The following is a 14,402-nucleotide window of genomic DNA, read 5'->3' as shown; positions in this document are numbered from 1 at the left end:
AATTCACTTCACCAAATAAAAAATCCTCTACGAAAGAGGATTTTTTATTTGGTGTTTGTAATTTCACCCCGTAATTACTTATTCCAGATCTGCCACCACTTACGTTCCTTTTGAACGCGCTGACCAGTTTCTAGCATTTGACTATCGGGGAAATTCAGCTTGAATACGCGGGCAGTATCGTTACTTAATTGAGTCATACCCAATTTTTCATAAGACTTTGTCAGGATATAGAGCGCTTCTTCAACCGCTGGTGCGCGATCGTAATCACGAATCACGAGCTGAGCCCTATTGGCCGATGCAAGGTAGGCACCACGCTGGTAGTAGAAGCGGGCAACAATGACATCAGCCTCAGCCAATGAGTTGACGATATATCGCATCCGATCCAGCGAGTCTGGTGCGTACTTGCTGTCTGGGAATCGCTCTACGACTGTCTTGAAGGATTCAAAAGCTTCCTTGGCTGCTTTTGGATCTCGCTCGCTTAAGTCTTGTCCAGTAAATTTACCGAGCCAACCTAAGTCATCGTTAAAGGTAATCAGACCTTTGAGGTAGTACGCGTAATCTAAAGTTGGACTACCCTGATGTAACTTAATGAAGCGATCAATTGCAACCAGAGCTTGAGCTTGTTCTTGTGCTTTCCAGTAACAATAGGCCGCATTGATTTGCGCCTGCTGCGAATAAGGTCCGAATGGGAAACGGGCCTCTAACTTATCAAAGTATTTACCGCACTTAGCAAAATCACCATCATTTAATTTATCCGTTGCCTCTGAATACAACTTTGATTCAGACCAGATATCGGTGTCATCTTTTTGACCATCGCTACCTGCACATCCGCCCAGCAGGAGTAAGGTGCAAATAAATGCAAGCAGTAGGGCAGCTGGAGCAATGCCAAGGCGAGAAAAGTGTTTTTGAGGAGCTGAAGACCCAGCAAGCCTTAAACTGGCGTCTGATATTACGTCGGACATAACTGAAAGGCTCTTTAAGCGTGGCATTGCCGCAAACTCCTGATTCGAATCCCATTGATTATATCGATGAAGAGGATTTCATCTCCCTGGATATTCCCATGGAGATGGCTGGTGAACGCCTAGACAAGGTGCTAGCAGGCTCCTTGCCTGATTATTCCCGAAACCGGCTTAAGACATGGGTAGAGGCGGGGGCTGTCATGGTCGATGGCAAGGTCACTAAAGCCCGTTATTTACTCAGAGGCGGGGAGAGTATTAGGGTATTTCCCCAAGAAATGCCTGAGCAGTACGCCTTTAGTCCTGAAGATATTTCTTTGGATGTCGTTTACGAGGACGATGCGATCATTGTGATCAATAAACCCCCTGGTCTGGTGGTGCATCCGGCGGCCGGGAATTGGTCGGGCACCTTATTAAATGGCCTCTTATTTAAATATCCGGAGCTGAAGTCTTTACCGCGGGCAGGTATTGTCCATAGATTGGATAAAGATACCTCGGGATTAATGGTGGTTGCTAGAACATCCCAAGCCCAAACTTCACTTGTGAGGCAACTACAGGAAAGAACGGTTGGCCGTAGATATTTAGCTTTGGTTTGGGGTGAAGCACCCAGTCAAGGTAAGGTCCTTGCCTCGGTTGGCCGGGATCAACGTGATCGACTCAAAATGGCTGCAGGTAGCCCACAAGGTAAGCCTGCTGCAACATTATTTCGTCGCTTAGCCAAAGGAACGTTTAGGGAAATGTCTGTTGCCTTACTCGAGTGCCGATTGGAAACTGGACGCACCCATCAAATTCGGGTGCATCTAGAGTCTCTTGGGTTTCCATTATTAGGTGATCCTGTTTATCGCAAAAAGACACCAGGTGTTGCCAAGTTATTGCCTTTTGAGCGCCAAGCTTTGCATGCATTTGCTTTAAGCCTGCAGCACCCTGTAAGCCACGACCTAATAAGCTGCTTCCGTCTACCGCCTCCTGATTTAATGGGCCTGCTGACTGAGGTTAATTTATCTGAATCTGACCTTCCGCAAGAATCCCTTGTGTTGGCCTCTATTCAAAACGAGTCTCGCTCATAACAATGGGTTTAGAGTTTCTAAGGCCGCAATGGCCATGTCCAGAGCAAGTTCAGTCTTTAGTTACAACCCGATTCGGTGGCGTTAGTGAATCTCCTTATAGCTCGCTCAACCTTGGAGATCATGTCGGTGATTTATTGGATCACGTTAAAGCCAACAGGGCATTATTAAAAGAGCATCTCCCGACGGAACCCATTTGGTTAAAGCAAGTGCACGGAACTATAGTCAGCACACCCAAGGATCGTGTTTTGGTGGCGGATGCCATTGTCACCAATATTCCAAATGAAGTTTTGGCCATCATGACTGCGGATTGCTTACCCGTTTTATTTTCAAATAATGCTGGCTCTGTCATTGGCGCTGCCCATGCTGGCTGGAGAGGGCTTAGCGCCGGAGTGCTTGAAAACACTGTCAAAGAAATGAAGAAACTGACTAAGGATGATGATGACAACATCGTTGCTTGGCTTGGGCCCTCCATAGGACCCAATGCTTTTGAGGTAGGTCAAGATGTAGTGGATGCATTTCAAGCCACTGGAATCGTTTATTCAGAGGATGTGTTTAAGGCCATTGCTAGCAAGCCTGGAAAGTATTTAGCAGATCTTTACGAATTAGCCCGCGGTCATCTCAAGTCAGTCGGTGTTGATGAGGTTTATGGCGGCAACCATTGCACGGTTACCCAAGCAGATCAATTTTTTTCTTATCGTCGCGATGGTGTAACGGGTAGATTTACTAATCTGATTTGGATTTCCTAATTCAATTAATTGTCATCTGATCGTTTTAAGATGAGGGTAATTACTAGCTTATTCATAAGGCTAGGGTTATTGCGTATAACTCTATGTCTCTTATGGATGGAGAATGTCCTTACTTAATACGCGAGACTACTATGTTTGCAGGTATGAATACTGGTGCAACGCCTTCTTTGGCACCGCACCATATGGCACTAATCCCCCAAGAGCGTTTAGCTGAAATTCAAAAAGAATATTTCACTGAACTTGCACACATTGCTACCAACCCAGAAGCGATTGAAGTCAAAGATCGTCGCTTTGCCGGTAAGGCTTGGCATTCCTCTTGGAGTAAGGTTATTGCAGCAACCTACCTACTGAATTCAAAACATCTGCTGTCTCTTGCTAAGGCTGTAGACACAGATGAGAAAACGCGTCAGAAGATATTGTTCACAACTGAACAAATGATTGATGCGCTCTCGCCATCGAATTTCATCGCAACGAATCCAGAAGTTCTTGAAAATATTATTAGCACCCAAGGACAGTCCATTCAAAAGGGTATTGTCAACTTGCTCGGCGATATGAAAAAGGGCAAAGTATCGATTACTGATGAGACCGCTTTTGAAGTTGGAAAAAATATTGCTACCACTGAAGGTCATGTGGTGTTTCGTAATGAGTTATTTGAACTGATTCAATACGCACCATTAACTGAAACGGTATTTGAGCGCCCGTACTTAATGGTGCCCCCGTGTATTAATAAGTACTACATCCTTGATCTGCAGCCAGATAATTCCGTGGTGCGTCATATGGTGGCGCAAGGCCATACGGTCTTTTTAGTATCCTGGAAAAATCCTGATGCCTCTATGGCCGAAGTCAGTTGGGAAGACTACGTAGGCAAGGGCGTTATGAAAGCGATAGAAGTTGCCCAGGATATCGGCGCATCTAAGCAAATCAATATTTTGGGATTCTGTGTTGGTGGAACACTTACTTCATCGGCGCTTGCAGTCTTGGCGGCCCGCAATCAACATCCTGCGGCAAGTCTTACGCTCTTCACCACCTTGCTTGATTTCACCAATACCGGCATCTTAGATGTCTTTATTGATGAGGGCATGGTAGAGCTCCGCGAAAAATCTATTGGCGGTAAGGGCGGTAAGTACGGAATGATGTCGGGATTAGACCTAGGCAACACATTTTCATTTTTGCGCCCGAATGATTTAGTTTGGAATTACGTTGTCGAGAATTACCTTAAGGGTAATTCTCCGCCTCCATTTGATCTGTTGTACTGGAATGGCGATTCCACCAATCTACCGGGCAATATGTATTGCTGGTATTTGCGTCATACCTATTTGCAAAATGATTTGATTAAGCCAGGCAAAGTCACGATTTGTGGTGAGAAGATAGATTTGGGCAAAATTAACTGCCCAGCTTATTTATATGCATCCCAAGAAGATCATATTGTCCCTTGGCAGTCGGCCTATGAATCGACTCATATTCTGAAGGGAAAGAATCGTTTTGTTCTAGGGGCATCTGGACATATTGCAGGCGTGATTAATCCGCCGGCGAAGAACAAGCGTTATTACTTTGAAAACAATAAGATTGCCCCAACTGCAGCGGAATGGCTTGAAGGAGCTAAGCAGATTCCTGGAAGTTGGTGGCCTAACTATACAAAATGGCTTGAGCAATTTGGAGGGGAACAAAAACCAGCAAGCAAAACATTTGGTAATGCCAAATATAAAAAGCTGGAAGCTGCACCGGGTGTTTATGTAAAAGAAAAAGCAGCTTAATAAATTGAATTATTAATGAAAATTTTTACAAGGGGAAAGTAATGTCACAAAAAGTCGCATATGTAACTGGTGGTATGGGTGGAATCGGTACCGCTATTTGCCAACGCTTGGCAAAAGATGGTTTTAAAGTTATTGCCGGCTGTGGCCCAAATTCACCACGTAAAGATCGTTGGATTGGCGAGCAAAAAGCCCTAGGCTATGACTTCATTGCCTCAGAAGGCAATGTTTCTGACTGGGATAGTACGGTCGCTGCGTTTGAAAAGGTGAAAGCGGAAGTAGGTCGTGTAGATGTCCTGGTCAATAACGCCGGAATTACCCGAGACAGCGTGTTCCGCAAAATGACTCCTGATGCCTGGAAAGCGGTTATTGATACGAACCTCAATTCATTATTCAATGTAACCAAGCAAGTAATTGATGGCATGGTTGATAATAATTGGGGCCGGATTATTAATATCTCCTCTGTGAATGGTCAAAAGGGTCAATTTGGTCAATGCAACTATTCCACTGCTAAAGCCGGTCTTCATGGTTTTACTATGGCTTTGGCTCAAGAGGTTGCTACTAAGGGTGTAACGGTCAATACAGTATCTCCAGGCTATATTGGTACGGATATGGTCAAGGCCATCCGTGAGGATGTATTGGAAAAAATTGTTTCGGGTATTCCGGTCAAGCGTTTAGGGACGCCCGATGAGATTGCTTCAATTTGCTGTTGGATTGCATCTGAAGATGGTGGTTACGCTACTGGAGCAGACTTCTCCCTTAATGGTGGTATTCATACCGGCTAATTTAGCCAATAGTGCAGTATTGCTGCGCTGCAACACGGCTAATTTACCTTTTGGTCAAACTTATGGATAAACTATGCTGATGTTGCGTTGCAGTAATTAGTTAGGATAAAAATGGCTACCCGAAATAAAAGAGCTGGTGAAGATCGCCTCATCAAGAAGTACCCCAATCGTCGTCTCTATGACACACAAACAAGCACCTATGTCACTTTGTCTGATATCAAAGGTCTTGTGATGACCAGTGAAAACTTTAAAGTGGTTGATGCCAAGACGGACGAAGATCTCACGCGCAATATCCTGCTACAAATTATTTTGGAAGAAGAGGCTGGTGGTGCACCAGTATTTTCAACCCAGATGCTTTCTCAAATCATTCGCTTCTATGGAAACTCGATGCAAGGTTTGATGGGTAATTATCTCGAGAAGACAATGCAGTCTTTCGTAGACATCCACAATAAATTAGGCGACCAAACCAAAGGTCTTGGCGCTGGCAGCACTCCAGAGGCCTGGTCTCAAATGCTGAATCTCCAGAACCCTTTGATGCAAGGGTTAATGGGAAATTATATGGAGCAAAGCAAAGACTTATTTGTCAAAATGCAAGAACAAATGCAAGGCTCTCACAATATGTTTGGTAGCTTTCCATTTACGCCCCAGCCAAATAAAGCAGAAAAAGAATAGTTGTGGCGGGGAAAATTGGATTTGTTTCCTTGGGCTGCCCCAAGGCATTGGTAGATTCTGAGTTAATTCTTACTCAATTGAGTGCTGAGGGTTATGAGACTGCAAAAGATTATTCTGGTGCAGATCTTGTAGTGGTGAATACCTGCGGCTTTATCGATTCTGCTGTTGAAGAAAGTCTCTCGGCAATTGGCGAAGCCCTGGCAGAAAACGGCAAGGTTATCGTGACGGGTTGCTTAGGCGCCAGAAAGAATGCTGATGGGAGTGATCTCATTCAAAGCATTCACCCTAAAGTTCTGGCTGTTACTGGCCCACACGCTACCGACGAGGTAATGCAGGCCATTCATTTGCACTTGCCTAAACCGCATGACCCGTTTACCGATTTAGTTCCGCCTGCTGGTGTCAAACTAACGCCTAAGCATTACGCCTATTTAAAGATTTCTGAAGGTTGTAATCATCGCTGCACGTTTTGCATTATTCCTAGTATGCGTGGCGACTTAGTATCGCGTCCTATTGGTGAGGTGTTGCTTGAAGCAAAGCGCCTCTTTGAATCTGGCGTAAAAGAATTATTGGTAGTTTCTCAAGATACCAGTGCTTATGGTGTTGATGTTCAATATCGCACAGGTTTTTGGGATGGCAAGCCAGTCAAAACTAGGATGTTTGATTTAGTTAACGCATTGAATCAAATTGCTAGAGAGCATCAAGCGTGGGTTCGCTTACATTATGTTTACCCATATCCCCATGTTGACGACATCTTGCCTTTGATGGCGGAGTTCTCCGAGCATGGTTGTGGTGTTTTACCTTATTTAGACATTCCGCTGCAACATGCACATCCAGATGTTTTAAAACGAATGAAACGCCCAGCCAGTGGTGAGAAGAATTTGGAGCGTATTTTGGCATGGCGTGAGGCCTGCCCAGATCTCGTGATTCGAAGCACTTTTATTGCCGGCTTTCCGGGTGAGACTGAATCAGAGTTTGAGTATTTACTGAACTTCTTAGATGAGGCTCAAATTGATCGTGCGGGTTGCTTCGCTTATTCTCCGGTAGATGGTGCAACAGCTAACCAATTGGATAATCCCGTACCGGATGCCATTCGTGAAGAACGTAGAGCTAGGTTTATGGCTAAGGCAGAGGAAATCTCTATCAAACGCCTTTCTAAAAAAGTTGGCAAGCGAATTCAAGTCCTGATAGACCGGGTTGATGAGTCAGGCGGCATAGGAAGAACAATCGGAGATGCCCCTGAAATTGATGGTTTAGTGAGGGTTTTGCCTCCAAGCAAGCCTTCCAAGCGCTACCGTGCCGGTGAAATTATTCGTGCCACTGTCATTAGCTCCCAAGGGCATGACCTAATTGCCGAAACTTGACGATTGTTATAAAAATACTGTTTGTGTCATTAAGTCAGTACAAATTCAGCCCATTCATTGGGTATAGCTAAGGGGATTGATATGAGTCGTGATGTCGTTGTCTTAAGTGCAGTTCGTTCTGCAATTGGTGCCTTCAATGGTTCTTTAAGCAGCTTTGAACCTTCAGAGCTCGGCGGAATCGTCATGAAAGAAGCGGTATCTCGCTCTGGTGTTGATCCTGCGCTGATTAACTACGTAACCGTTGGCAATACGATTCCGACAGATAGTCGTTATGCCTATGTTGCACGTGTTGCAGCCATTCAGGCAGGTTTGCCAATGGAGTCTGTTGCCATGGCGCTGAACCGCTTATGTAGTTCGGGTTTGCAAGCGATTGTGACTACTGCTCAGCAAATTATGTTGGGCGATTGTGATTACGGTGTTGGTGGTGGTGTCGAGGTGATGTCACGCGGCATGTATGGTTCACCGGCGATGCGCAGTGGTGCTCGCATGGGTGACACCAAGATGATTGACTTAATGGTAGCTGTATTGACAGACCCATTTGGCGTTGGTCATATGGGCGTTACTGCAGAAAACCTGGTTGAAAAATGGAAGCTAACCCGCGAAGAGCAGGATGCATTGGCTGTTGAATCTCATCGCCGTGCTGCAAATGCGATTAAAGAGGGTCGCTTCAAATCCCAAATTGTTCCAATCACGATTAAAACTCGCAAGGGTGACGTCGTGTTTGATACAGATGAGCATTGCAAGCCAGATACCACCATGGAAACTCTGGGCAAGATGAAAGCGGTTTTCAAAAAAGAGGGTGGGTCGGTAACAGCCGGTAATGCTTCTGGAATTAACGATGGTGCAGCATTCTTCGTCTTAGCCGATGCAGAAACTGCTAAGAAGGCTGGTCATAAGCCAATCGCTCGCTTGGTTTCTTATGCCGTTGCTGGTGTTCCAAACCACATCATGGGAGAAGGCCCGATTCCTGCCACTAAGCTGGCGCTAGAGCGCGCTGGTCTCAAGTTGGATCAAATAGATGTGATTGAGTCTAACGAAGCATTTGCTGCTCAAGCCTTAGCTGTTACTAAAGGCCTGGGCTTGGACCCTGCTAAAACAAACGTCAACGGCGGTGCAATTGCATTAGGTCACCCCATTGGCTGTTCAGGTGCAGCGATTGCGACAAAGGCGATCCATGAGTTGCAACGTGTTCAAGGCAAATATGCTTTGGTGACTATGTGTATCGGTGGCGGTCAAGGTATTGCAACTATTTTCGAACGCTTATAAGCAAGCAATTTACTGCTGATGGCTTAAGCTATTAGCAGTAATGCAGCATCCAAGCCGACGTGGTCAAAAGCCGCGTCGGCTTTTTCTTTAACGACAGGCTTAGCCTGATAGGCAACACTAATGCCAGAACCATTCATCATGATGAGATCATTGGCGCCATCGCCCATGGTGATGGCGCGTGCCTTAGTACAGCCAAGTACACGGCATGCTTCATCTAAATAGGCCGCTTTAGCGGAGCCATCGACGATGTTGCCTAACACCCTCCCGGTAAGCTTGCCGTCGATAATTTCTAGTGTATTGGCCTGTGTCTGCTTAAATCCTAATTGCTGATGCAATTTCTCGGTAAAAAAGGTAAAGCCACCCGAAACCAGAAGAGTATAAAGACCGCGCTGATTGGCGCCAGCCAGTAATTCAATTGCACCTGGGTTAGGCTTCAGACGTTCACGGTAGACAGATTCCAGTGCATCAGCATGAACGCCTTCTAAAAGCGCAACCCGTCTTCGCAAACTCTCTTTGAAATCTTTAATTTCGCCCCGCATAGTAGCTTCTGTAATTTCCGCAACAGCGGATTTCTTGCCTGTGAAATCGGCAATCTCATCGATACATTCAATATTGATCAGCGTGGAATCCATATCCATCGCCAAAACGCATATATCTTGAGGAATCAAATCTGATCTCAGAAAGCAGAGATCTGTTTTATACCCAGTAGCAATAGATCGCAAAGATTCTCTTTGAGCTATATCGAGATGTTGATTGCTACTCCAGCGCTCTAAATGATATGAGCCATTGGCAGTTTGGTTACCAACGCTATGCAAGCTAACACCGAATTGTAAAGCGCGATCTTTCAGCTCGAAGACAAGCTTTTCGGAGATGGGATCTCTAGAAAGAGCTACTAGCGTTTGATGGTTCAGCATATCTAAATAATAGTGGATATAAAAAGACTTGTTTAGCTGGCTTTGGCGGGGCTAAGCACAGCAGATTCATTTAAACGGCGCAAAACTTGGCGAATGGCATCAAGACGCTGTTCTAACTTCTCAAATTCACGGTCTTTTTGAGGCAATACTTTGAGCTTGTCTTGCCCATTAAGTTGGATATGCTTTGATGATTGAATTAGCTGAATGATCTTCAATGGATCGATTGGCGGGTTGGGGATAAATTGAATTTGAATAGATGCTGGTGTCGCATCAATTTTTTTAATGCCAAAGCCAGTCATTTCTAGTCTTAAGCGGTGTGTTTCATAGAAAGATTTAGCTTGATCAGGTAAGTCGCCAAAACGATCTACTAGCTCTTCTCTTAAGCCCATGAGTTCAGAGAAGTCGTTACAGCCTGCAAAGCGTTTATACAGAGATAAACGTTCATGGACATCAGGACAGTAGTCATCGGGAAGTAAGGCGGGCACGCCTAAGTTAACATCAGTAGTTGCTTGTAATGGAGATAGCAAGTCTGGCTCTTTGCCACTACGCAGAGATTTCACCGCGCGATTGAGCATCTCGGTATATAGCTGAAAGCCTATCTCATGAATCTCACCAGATTGTTTGTCTCCCAAAACTTCACCAGCACCCCGAATCTCTAGGTCATGCATAGCTAAGTAGAAGCCTGAACCTAACTCTTCCATCGCCTGAATGGCATTTAATCGCAATTGCGCTTGTTTGCTGAGGGCTTCAGGATCGGGAACTAGTAAATAAGCATAGGCTTGATGGTGGGATCGGCCCACGCGACCTCTTAACTGGTGCAATTGTGCCAAGCCAAATTTGTCAGCGCGATGCATGATGATGGTATTAGCAGTTGGTACATCAATACCAGTTTCAATAATGGTGGTACACAGCAAAATATTGGTTCGCTGTGTAACAAATTCACGCATGACTGATTCTAGTTCTCGTTCATGCATTTGGCCGTGGGCTACGCTAATACGTGCCTCAGGTATTAGCTCTTGTAATGCGTGCTTTCGGTTTTCAATAGTTTCTACTTCGTTATGGAGGAAATAGACTTGACCACCTCGTTTAATTTCTCGCAATACAGCTTCCCGAATTACCCCATCGCCTTCGCGTCTCACAAAGGTTTTGATAGCCAAACGCTTTTGTGGTGCAGTCGCAATAATTGAAAACTCACGCAAGCCTTCCATTGCCATCCCTAATGTTCTGGGAATGGGGGTCGCTGTCAATGTCAATATATCTACTTCAGCACGCAAAGCCTTCAAAGCATCTTTTTGGCGAACACCAAAGCGATGCTCCTCGTCCACAATGACTAGTCCTAAGTTTGCAAATTGCGTTTCCTTAGAAAGTAGCTTGTGAGTTCCAATAATGATGTCAGCGTCGCCCTTAGCAATCGCTTCTAAAGCAGCATTAATTTCTTTAGTGGTTTTAAACCGGGATAACTCCACAATGCGAACCGGCCAATCTGCGAAGCGATCCTTCCAGGTGGCTACATGCTGCTCTGCTAGTAGGGTAGTCGGGGCCAAGATGGCAACTTGCTTACCTCCCATTACAGCAACAAAGCTTGCTCGTAGTGCAACTTCAGTTTTACCAAAACCAACATCCCCACAAACTAAGCGATCCATCGGGGTGCCGCTGGTCATGTCACCAATGACAGCTGCAATTGCATTGGCTTGATCGGGCGTTTCCTCAAAGCCAAAACTTTCTGCAAATGCTGCATAGTCATGTGCTGAAAATTCAAATGCATGGCCTTTCCGTATTGCTCTGGCAGCATAGAGCCCCAGAAGTTCGGCTGCAGTATCTCGTATTTGTTGCGCAGCTTTGCGTTTAGCCTTATCCCATTGACCCGATCCTAACTGATGTAGCGGTGCCGAGTCTGGATCTGAGCCTGCATAGCGAGTCACCATCTGTAGTTGTTGAACAGGCACATACAAGGTGGCTTGCCCAGCATATTGAAGGTGCAAAAACTCTTCAAAGATGGGGGCCTCTTTGGATGGCGCAAGATTCAGTAGCACTAGACCTTGATAGCGTCCTATGCCATGCTCTGCATGAACTACTGGATCGCCGATCTTTAGCTCAGATAAATCCTTGAAGAGCATATCTGGATCGGCACTTTCAGATCCTTTGCTCTTACGTCTTTGTCTTGCGGTAGAGGTGAATAGCTCCGCCTCTGTAAGAACCAATAGATTTTCAGCTTGCCAGAGAAAACCATTAAATAGCGGGGCGGTGACAAGTCCAAAGAGAGAGTCGCTCTTTACAAAATCAGCAATTCCCTCGAAGCTTTCAGGTCTCAATGGATAGAGCGCCTTGCCATCCTGCCCAGTGACGGAATTACTCTCTTCTAATAGTTGACGGATTGATTCCTTACGGCCGGCACTATCGCTACAGATTAGTACGCGAAGCTTCTCTTTTTTAACCACTTCTCGTAAACGAGAAATTGGATCTGCATCGCGGCGGTGTACTGCGATATCGGGAACGGGAAGAAACTGATTCGCATTATTTTCTTCATTGTCTAAAACCAAGCGTGCGAAGGATTTGGAGGTAGTAAAGAATTCATCCACGTCTAGAAAAAGTTCCTTGGGCTGAAGAATAGGGCGATCTAAATCATGCTTGAGGAATTCATACCTTGAAAGGGTGTCTTTCCAGAAACTGCGTATCGCTTCTTCTACATTACCAATACTCACCAGCCAAACTGGATCACCCGATCTTGGAAAGTAATCAAATAGATTGGACTGTTCTTCAAAAAATAGTGGTAGGTAGGATTCGATGCCCGCACTTGGGATGCCTAAATTAGCATCTTTATAAATTGAGCAGCGGGTTGGATCACCCTCAAAAACTTCTCGCCAGCGGCCCCTGAAGGACGTCCGGGCTGCATCATTAAAGGGAAACTCATGCCCCGGAAGCAAGCGAACTTCTTTAACTGGATACAGGCTGCGTTGGGTATCAGGGTCAAAAGATCGAATTTGTTCAATTTCATCGCCAAACAAATCTAAGCGGTAAGGTAGGGTGGACCCCATTGGAAATAAATCAATTAAACCGCCGCGAATACTATATTCCCCTGGGCGCATCACGGCACTGACAGGATCGTAGCCAGCCTGCTGTAACTGCAGTTTTAATGCCGCTTCATTGAGTTTGTCGCCCTGTCTAAAGAAGAAGGTATGACCAGATAAAAACTGTGGAGGGCCTAAGCGTTGCAGTGCTGTGGTTACAGGCACCAAAACAACATCACAGCTACCGTTTAGTAACTCATATAGGGTGGCTAGGCGCTCTGAGACTAAATCTTGGTGTGGTGAGAAATGATCATATGGAAGAATTTCCCAGTCTGGCAGTAGGCGAACTCTAAGTTGGGGCGCAAAACTAGGGATTTCTTCTAGGAGTCTTTGGGCTTCCTGTGCCTGCGCACAAAAAACCACCATGACAGAGAAATCATTGCGGTAGCGCAGGGCAGCTTGAGCCAAAAGAGCTGCATCTGCCGATCCAACTAGGCCTGAAAAGGTAAAGCGCTGCCCAGCCCGTGGCGCGGGTATGGGGGGTGCTGGATTTAATGCGTCAGACATCTACGCTCATTATAGAATCAGGTATGAGTTCAGGAATCCCAACCCTCCCGAAATGTCACGCACTCTTGCCTACAGCAGGTACAGGCTCGCGCTTAGGCGGAGAGCTTCCTAAGCAGTTTCAGCAACTCGCTGGTAAACCGATGTTGGCTCATGCCCTTGAGGCATTTATGCAATGCCCTCATATTGAATCCATCTGGATCGGGGTATCTCCAGCGTTTATTGATAACCCGAGCCTCAAAAATCTTGCCAAAGGGAATAAACCAATTCATTTCTTGCCAACGGGTGGTCCTACTCGACAAGAGACTGTTCGCAATACCTTGGCTGCTTTACTAAAGTCTGGCCTAGCGGAGCAGGATTGGGTAATGGTTCATGATGCTGCTAGGCCTGGCATTACCCCCGAGTTAATTGAGAAACTAATCACTGCTGTACAACAGTCTGAATCAGGAGGGCTGCTGGCAGTTCCTCTGGCGGACACTTTAAAGCAAGCAGATTTAGATTCAGTGGTCGCAGGCAATCTACCTCATGTTGAAAAAACAATTCCTCGAGAGCATCTTTGGCAAGCTCAAACTCCGCAAATGTTTGGCTTGAAGAAATTACACTCTGCGATTGAAGAGGCCATACGTCTAGAGGCTGATATTACTGATGAGGCAAGTGCCATGGAATTGGCCGGCATCAAACCGCTATTGATTGAAGGTGCATCCCGCAACTTCAAGGTAACAAATCCTGCGGATTGGGATTTGATGGAGCGCTTATTAAGTTCACACAAAAAAATAATATGACCCAAAGCAATTCTCACATCCCGCAATTCCGTATTGGTCAAGGTTATGACGTGCATGCCCTGGTGGCTGATCGTCAATTAATTCTTGGTGGTGTTCATGTCCCTTATGAGAAGGGCTTGCTAGGACACTCTGATGCGGATGCTTTATTACATGCATTAACAGATGCGCTCTTGGGAGCAGCAGGCTTAAATGACATTGGCCAATTATTTCCAGATACGGATCCTCAATTTAAGGATATGGATAGCCGCATTTTGCTCAGAGCGGCCTTACAAAAGGTTCAAGCAGCTGGCTACCATGTTGGAAACGTGGATGCCACAATTATTTGTCAGAGGCCTAAGTTAGCTAATTACTTGCCCGAGATGGTGCGTAATATTGCTGCAGATCTGGCTGTCACATCGAGCCATGTAAACCTGAAAGCAAAGACAAATGAATCCCTTGGGCATCTCGGTAGAGGAGAGGGCATTGCTGTTCATGCTGTTGCCTTGCTCTATAAAGCCTAATTACTAATTTAAATATTTATTGGAGTCATG

Annotated in this window: 12 protein-coding genes; 9 read left to right on the top strand and 3 right to left on the bottom strand. The window is 45.6% G+C overall.

Annotated features, from left to right (window positions below):
• Positions 1-74: 74 nt before the first annotated feature.
• Positions 75-962 carry an outer membrane protein assembly factor BamD gene (locus tag FD961_RS04780; protein ID WP_215392898.1) on the bottom strand — a complete coding sequence of 296 codons (888 nt, stop codon included), beginning with the start codon at positions 960-962 and terminating at the stop codon, positions 75-77.
• A 20-nt stretch (positions 963-982) separates the two neighbouring features.
• Here FD961_RS04780 and FD961_RS04775 point away from each other — a divergent pair, with 20 nt between their 5' ends.
• From FD961_RS04775 to FD961_RS04745, 7 genes are all read left to right on the top strand, one after another.
• Positions 983-2,023, top strand: coding sequence for an RluA family pseudouridine synthase (locus FD961_RS04775; RefSeq protein ID WP_251371211.1), 1,041 nt, complete (start codon positions 983-985; stop codon positions 2,021-2,023).
• Between the two features lie 2 nt (positions 2,024-2,025).
• Positions 2,026-2,769: a peptidoglycan editing factor PgeF gene (gene pgeF / locus FD961_RS04770; protein WP_215392897.1), complete on the top strand. Its 744-nt coding sequence runs from the start codon at positions 2,026-2,028 to the stop codon at positions 2,767-2,769.
• Between the two features lie 131 nt (positions 2,770-2,900).
• Positions 2,901-4,523: a class I poly(R)-hydroxyalkanoic acid synthase gene (gene phaC / locus FD961_RS04765; RefSeq protein ID WP_215392896.1), complete on the top strand. Its 1,623-nt coding sequence runs from the start codon at positions 2,901-2,903 to the stop codon at positions 4,521-4,523.
• A 41-nt stretch (positions 4,524-4,564) separates the two neighbouring features.
• Positions 4,565-5,305 (top strand): 3-ketoacyl-ACP reductase, encoded by a 741-nt coding sequence (locus tag FD961_RS04760; protein ID WP_071465748.1) that lies wholly within the window; start codon positions 4,565-4,567, stop codon positions 5,303-5,305.
• Positions 5,306-5,416: 111 nt separating this feature from the next.
• The gene (gene phaR / locus FD961_RS04755) at positions 5,417-5,977 is read left to right on the top strand and encodes a polyhydroxyalkanoate synthesis repressor PhaR (RefSeq protein WP_071465749.1); all 561 of its coding nucleotides are present in this window, start codon (positions 5,417-5,419) and stop codon (positions 5,975-5,977) included.
• Between the two features lie 2 nt (positions 5,978-5,979).
• On the top strand, positions 5,980-7,338 hold the full coding sequence (gene rimO / locus FD961_RS04750) for a 30S ribosomal protein S12 methylthiotransferase RimO (protein ID WP_215392895.1): 1,359 nt from the start codon (positions 5,980-5,982) through the stop codon (positions 7,336-7,338).
• An 81-nt stretch (positions 7,339-7,419) separates the two neighbouring features.
• On the top strand, positions 7,420-8,604 hold the full coding sequence (locus FD961_RS04745) for an acetyl-CoA C-acyltransferase family protein (protein ID WP_215392894.1): 1,185 nt from the start codon (positions 7,420-7,422) through the stop codon (positions 8,602-8,604).
• A 23-nt stretch (positions 8,605-8,627) separates the two neighbouring features.
• Here the strand turns inward: FD961_RS04745 and serB are convergent, their stop codons facing one another.
• Both serB and mfd read right to left on the bottom strand, forming a co-directional pair.
• On the bottom strand, positions 8,628-9,518 hold the full coding sequence (gene serB, locus FD961_RS04740) for a phosphoserine phosphatase SerB (protein WP_215392893.1): 891 nt from the start codon (positions 9,516-9,518) through the stop codon (positions 8,628-8,630).
• Between the two features lie 32 nt (positions 9,519-9,550).
• Positions 9,551-13,093: a transcription-repair coupling factor gene (gene mfd, locus FD961_RS04735; protein WP_215392892.1), complete on the bottom strand. Its 3,543-nt coding sequence runs from the start codon at positions 13,091-13,093 to the stop codon at positions 9,551-9,553.
• 23 nt (positions 13,094-13,116) lie between these two features.
• On the opposite strand from mfd, the gene ispD reads away from it, so the two are divergent.
• Together ispD and ispF are read left to right on the top strand one after the other, a co-directional pair.
• On the top strand, positions 13,117-13,872 hold the full coding sequence (gene ispD, locus FD961_RS04730; RefSeq protein WP_215392891.1) for a 2-C-methyl-D-erythritol 4-phosphate cytidylyltransferase: 756 nt from the start codon (positions 13,117-13,119) through the stop codon (positions 13,870-13,872).
• Positions 13,869-14,372 (top strand): 2-C-methyl-D-erythritol 2,4-cyclodiphosphate synthase, encoded by a 504-nt coding sequence (gene ispF / locus FD961_RS04725; protein ID WP_215392890.1) that lies wholly within the window; start codon positions 13,869-13,871, stop codon positions 14,370-14,372. Before ispD ends, ispF begins: the two co-directional genes overlap by 4 nt.
• Positions 14,373-14,402 lie beyond the last annotated feature (30 nt).

It is taken from the genome of Polynucleobacter sp. TSB-Sco08W16, assembly GCF_018687455.1.
GTDB lineage: Bacteria > Pseudomonadota > Gammaproteobacteria > Burkholderiales > Burkholderiaceae > Polynucleobacter.
The sequence above is the reverse complement of the archived record's forward strand: the minus strand, read 5'-3'. Positions and strand labels throughout refer to the sequence as shown.

Excerpts from the sequence above, each read along its gene's own strand:
- serB (WP_215392893.1), bottom strand. The coding sequence starts at position 9,518 with ATGCTGAACCATCAAACGCTAGTAGCTCTTTCTAGAGATCCCATCTCC.
- ispF (WP_215392890.1), top strand. The coding sequence starts at position 13,869 with ATGACCCAAAGCAATTCTCACATCCCGCAATTCCGTATTGGTCAAGGT.
- FD961_RS04745 (WP_215392894.1), top strand. The coding sequence starts at position 7,420 with ATGAGTCGTGATGTCGTTGTCTTAAGTGCAGTTCGTTCTGCAATTGGT.
- pgeF (WP_215392897.1), top strand. The coding sequence starts at position 2,026 with ATGGGTTTAGAGTTTCTAAGGCCGCAATGGCCATGTCCAGAGCAAGTT.
- ispD (WP_215392891.1), top strand. The coding sequence starts at position 13,117 with ATGAGTTCAGGAATCCCAACCCTCCCGAAATGTCACGCACTCTTGCCT.
- phaR (WP_071465749.1), top strand. The coding sequence starts at position 5,417 with ATGGCTACCCGAAATAAAAGAGCTGGTGAAGATCGCCTCATCAAGAAG.
- mfd (WP_215392892.1), bottom strand. The coding sequence starts at position 13,093 with ATGTCTGACGCATTAAATCCAGCACCCCCCATACCCGCGCCACGGGCT.
- FD961_RS04760 (WP_071465748.1), top strand. The coding sequence starts at position 4,565 with ATGTCACAAAAAGTCGCATATGTAACTGGTGGTATGGGTGGAATCGGT.
- phaC (WP_215392896.1), top strand. The coding sequence starts at position 2,901 with ATGTTTGCAGGTATGAATACTGGTGCAACGCCTTCTTTGGCACCGCAC.
- FD961_RS04780 (WP_215392898.1), bottom strand. The coding sequence starts at position 962 with ATGTCCGACGTAATATCAGACGCCAGTTTAAGGCTTGCTGGGTCTTCA.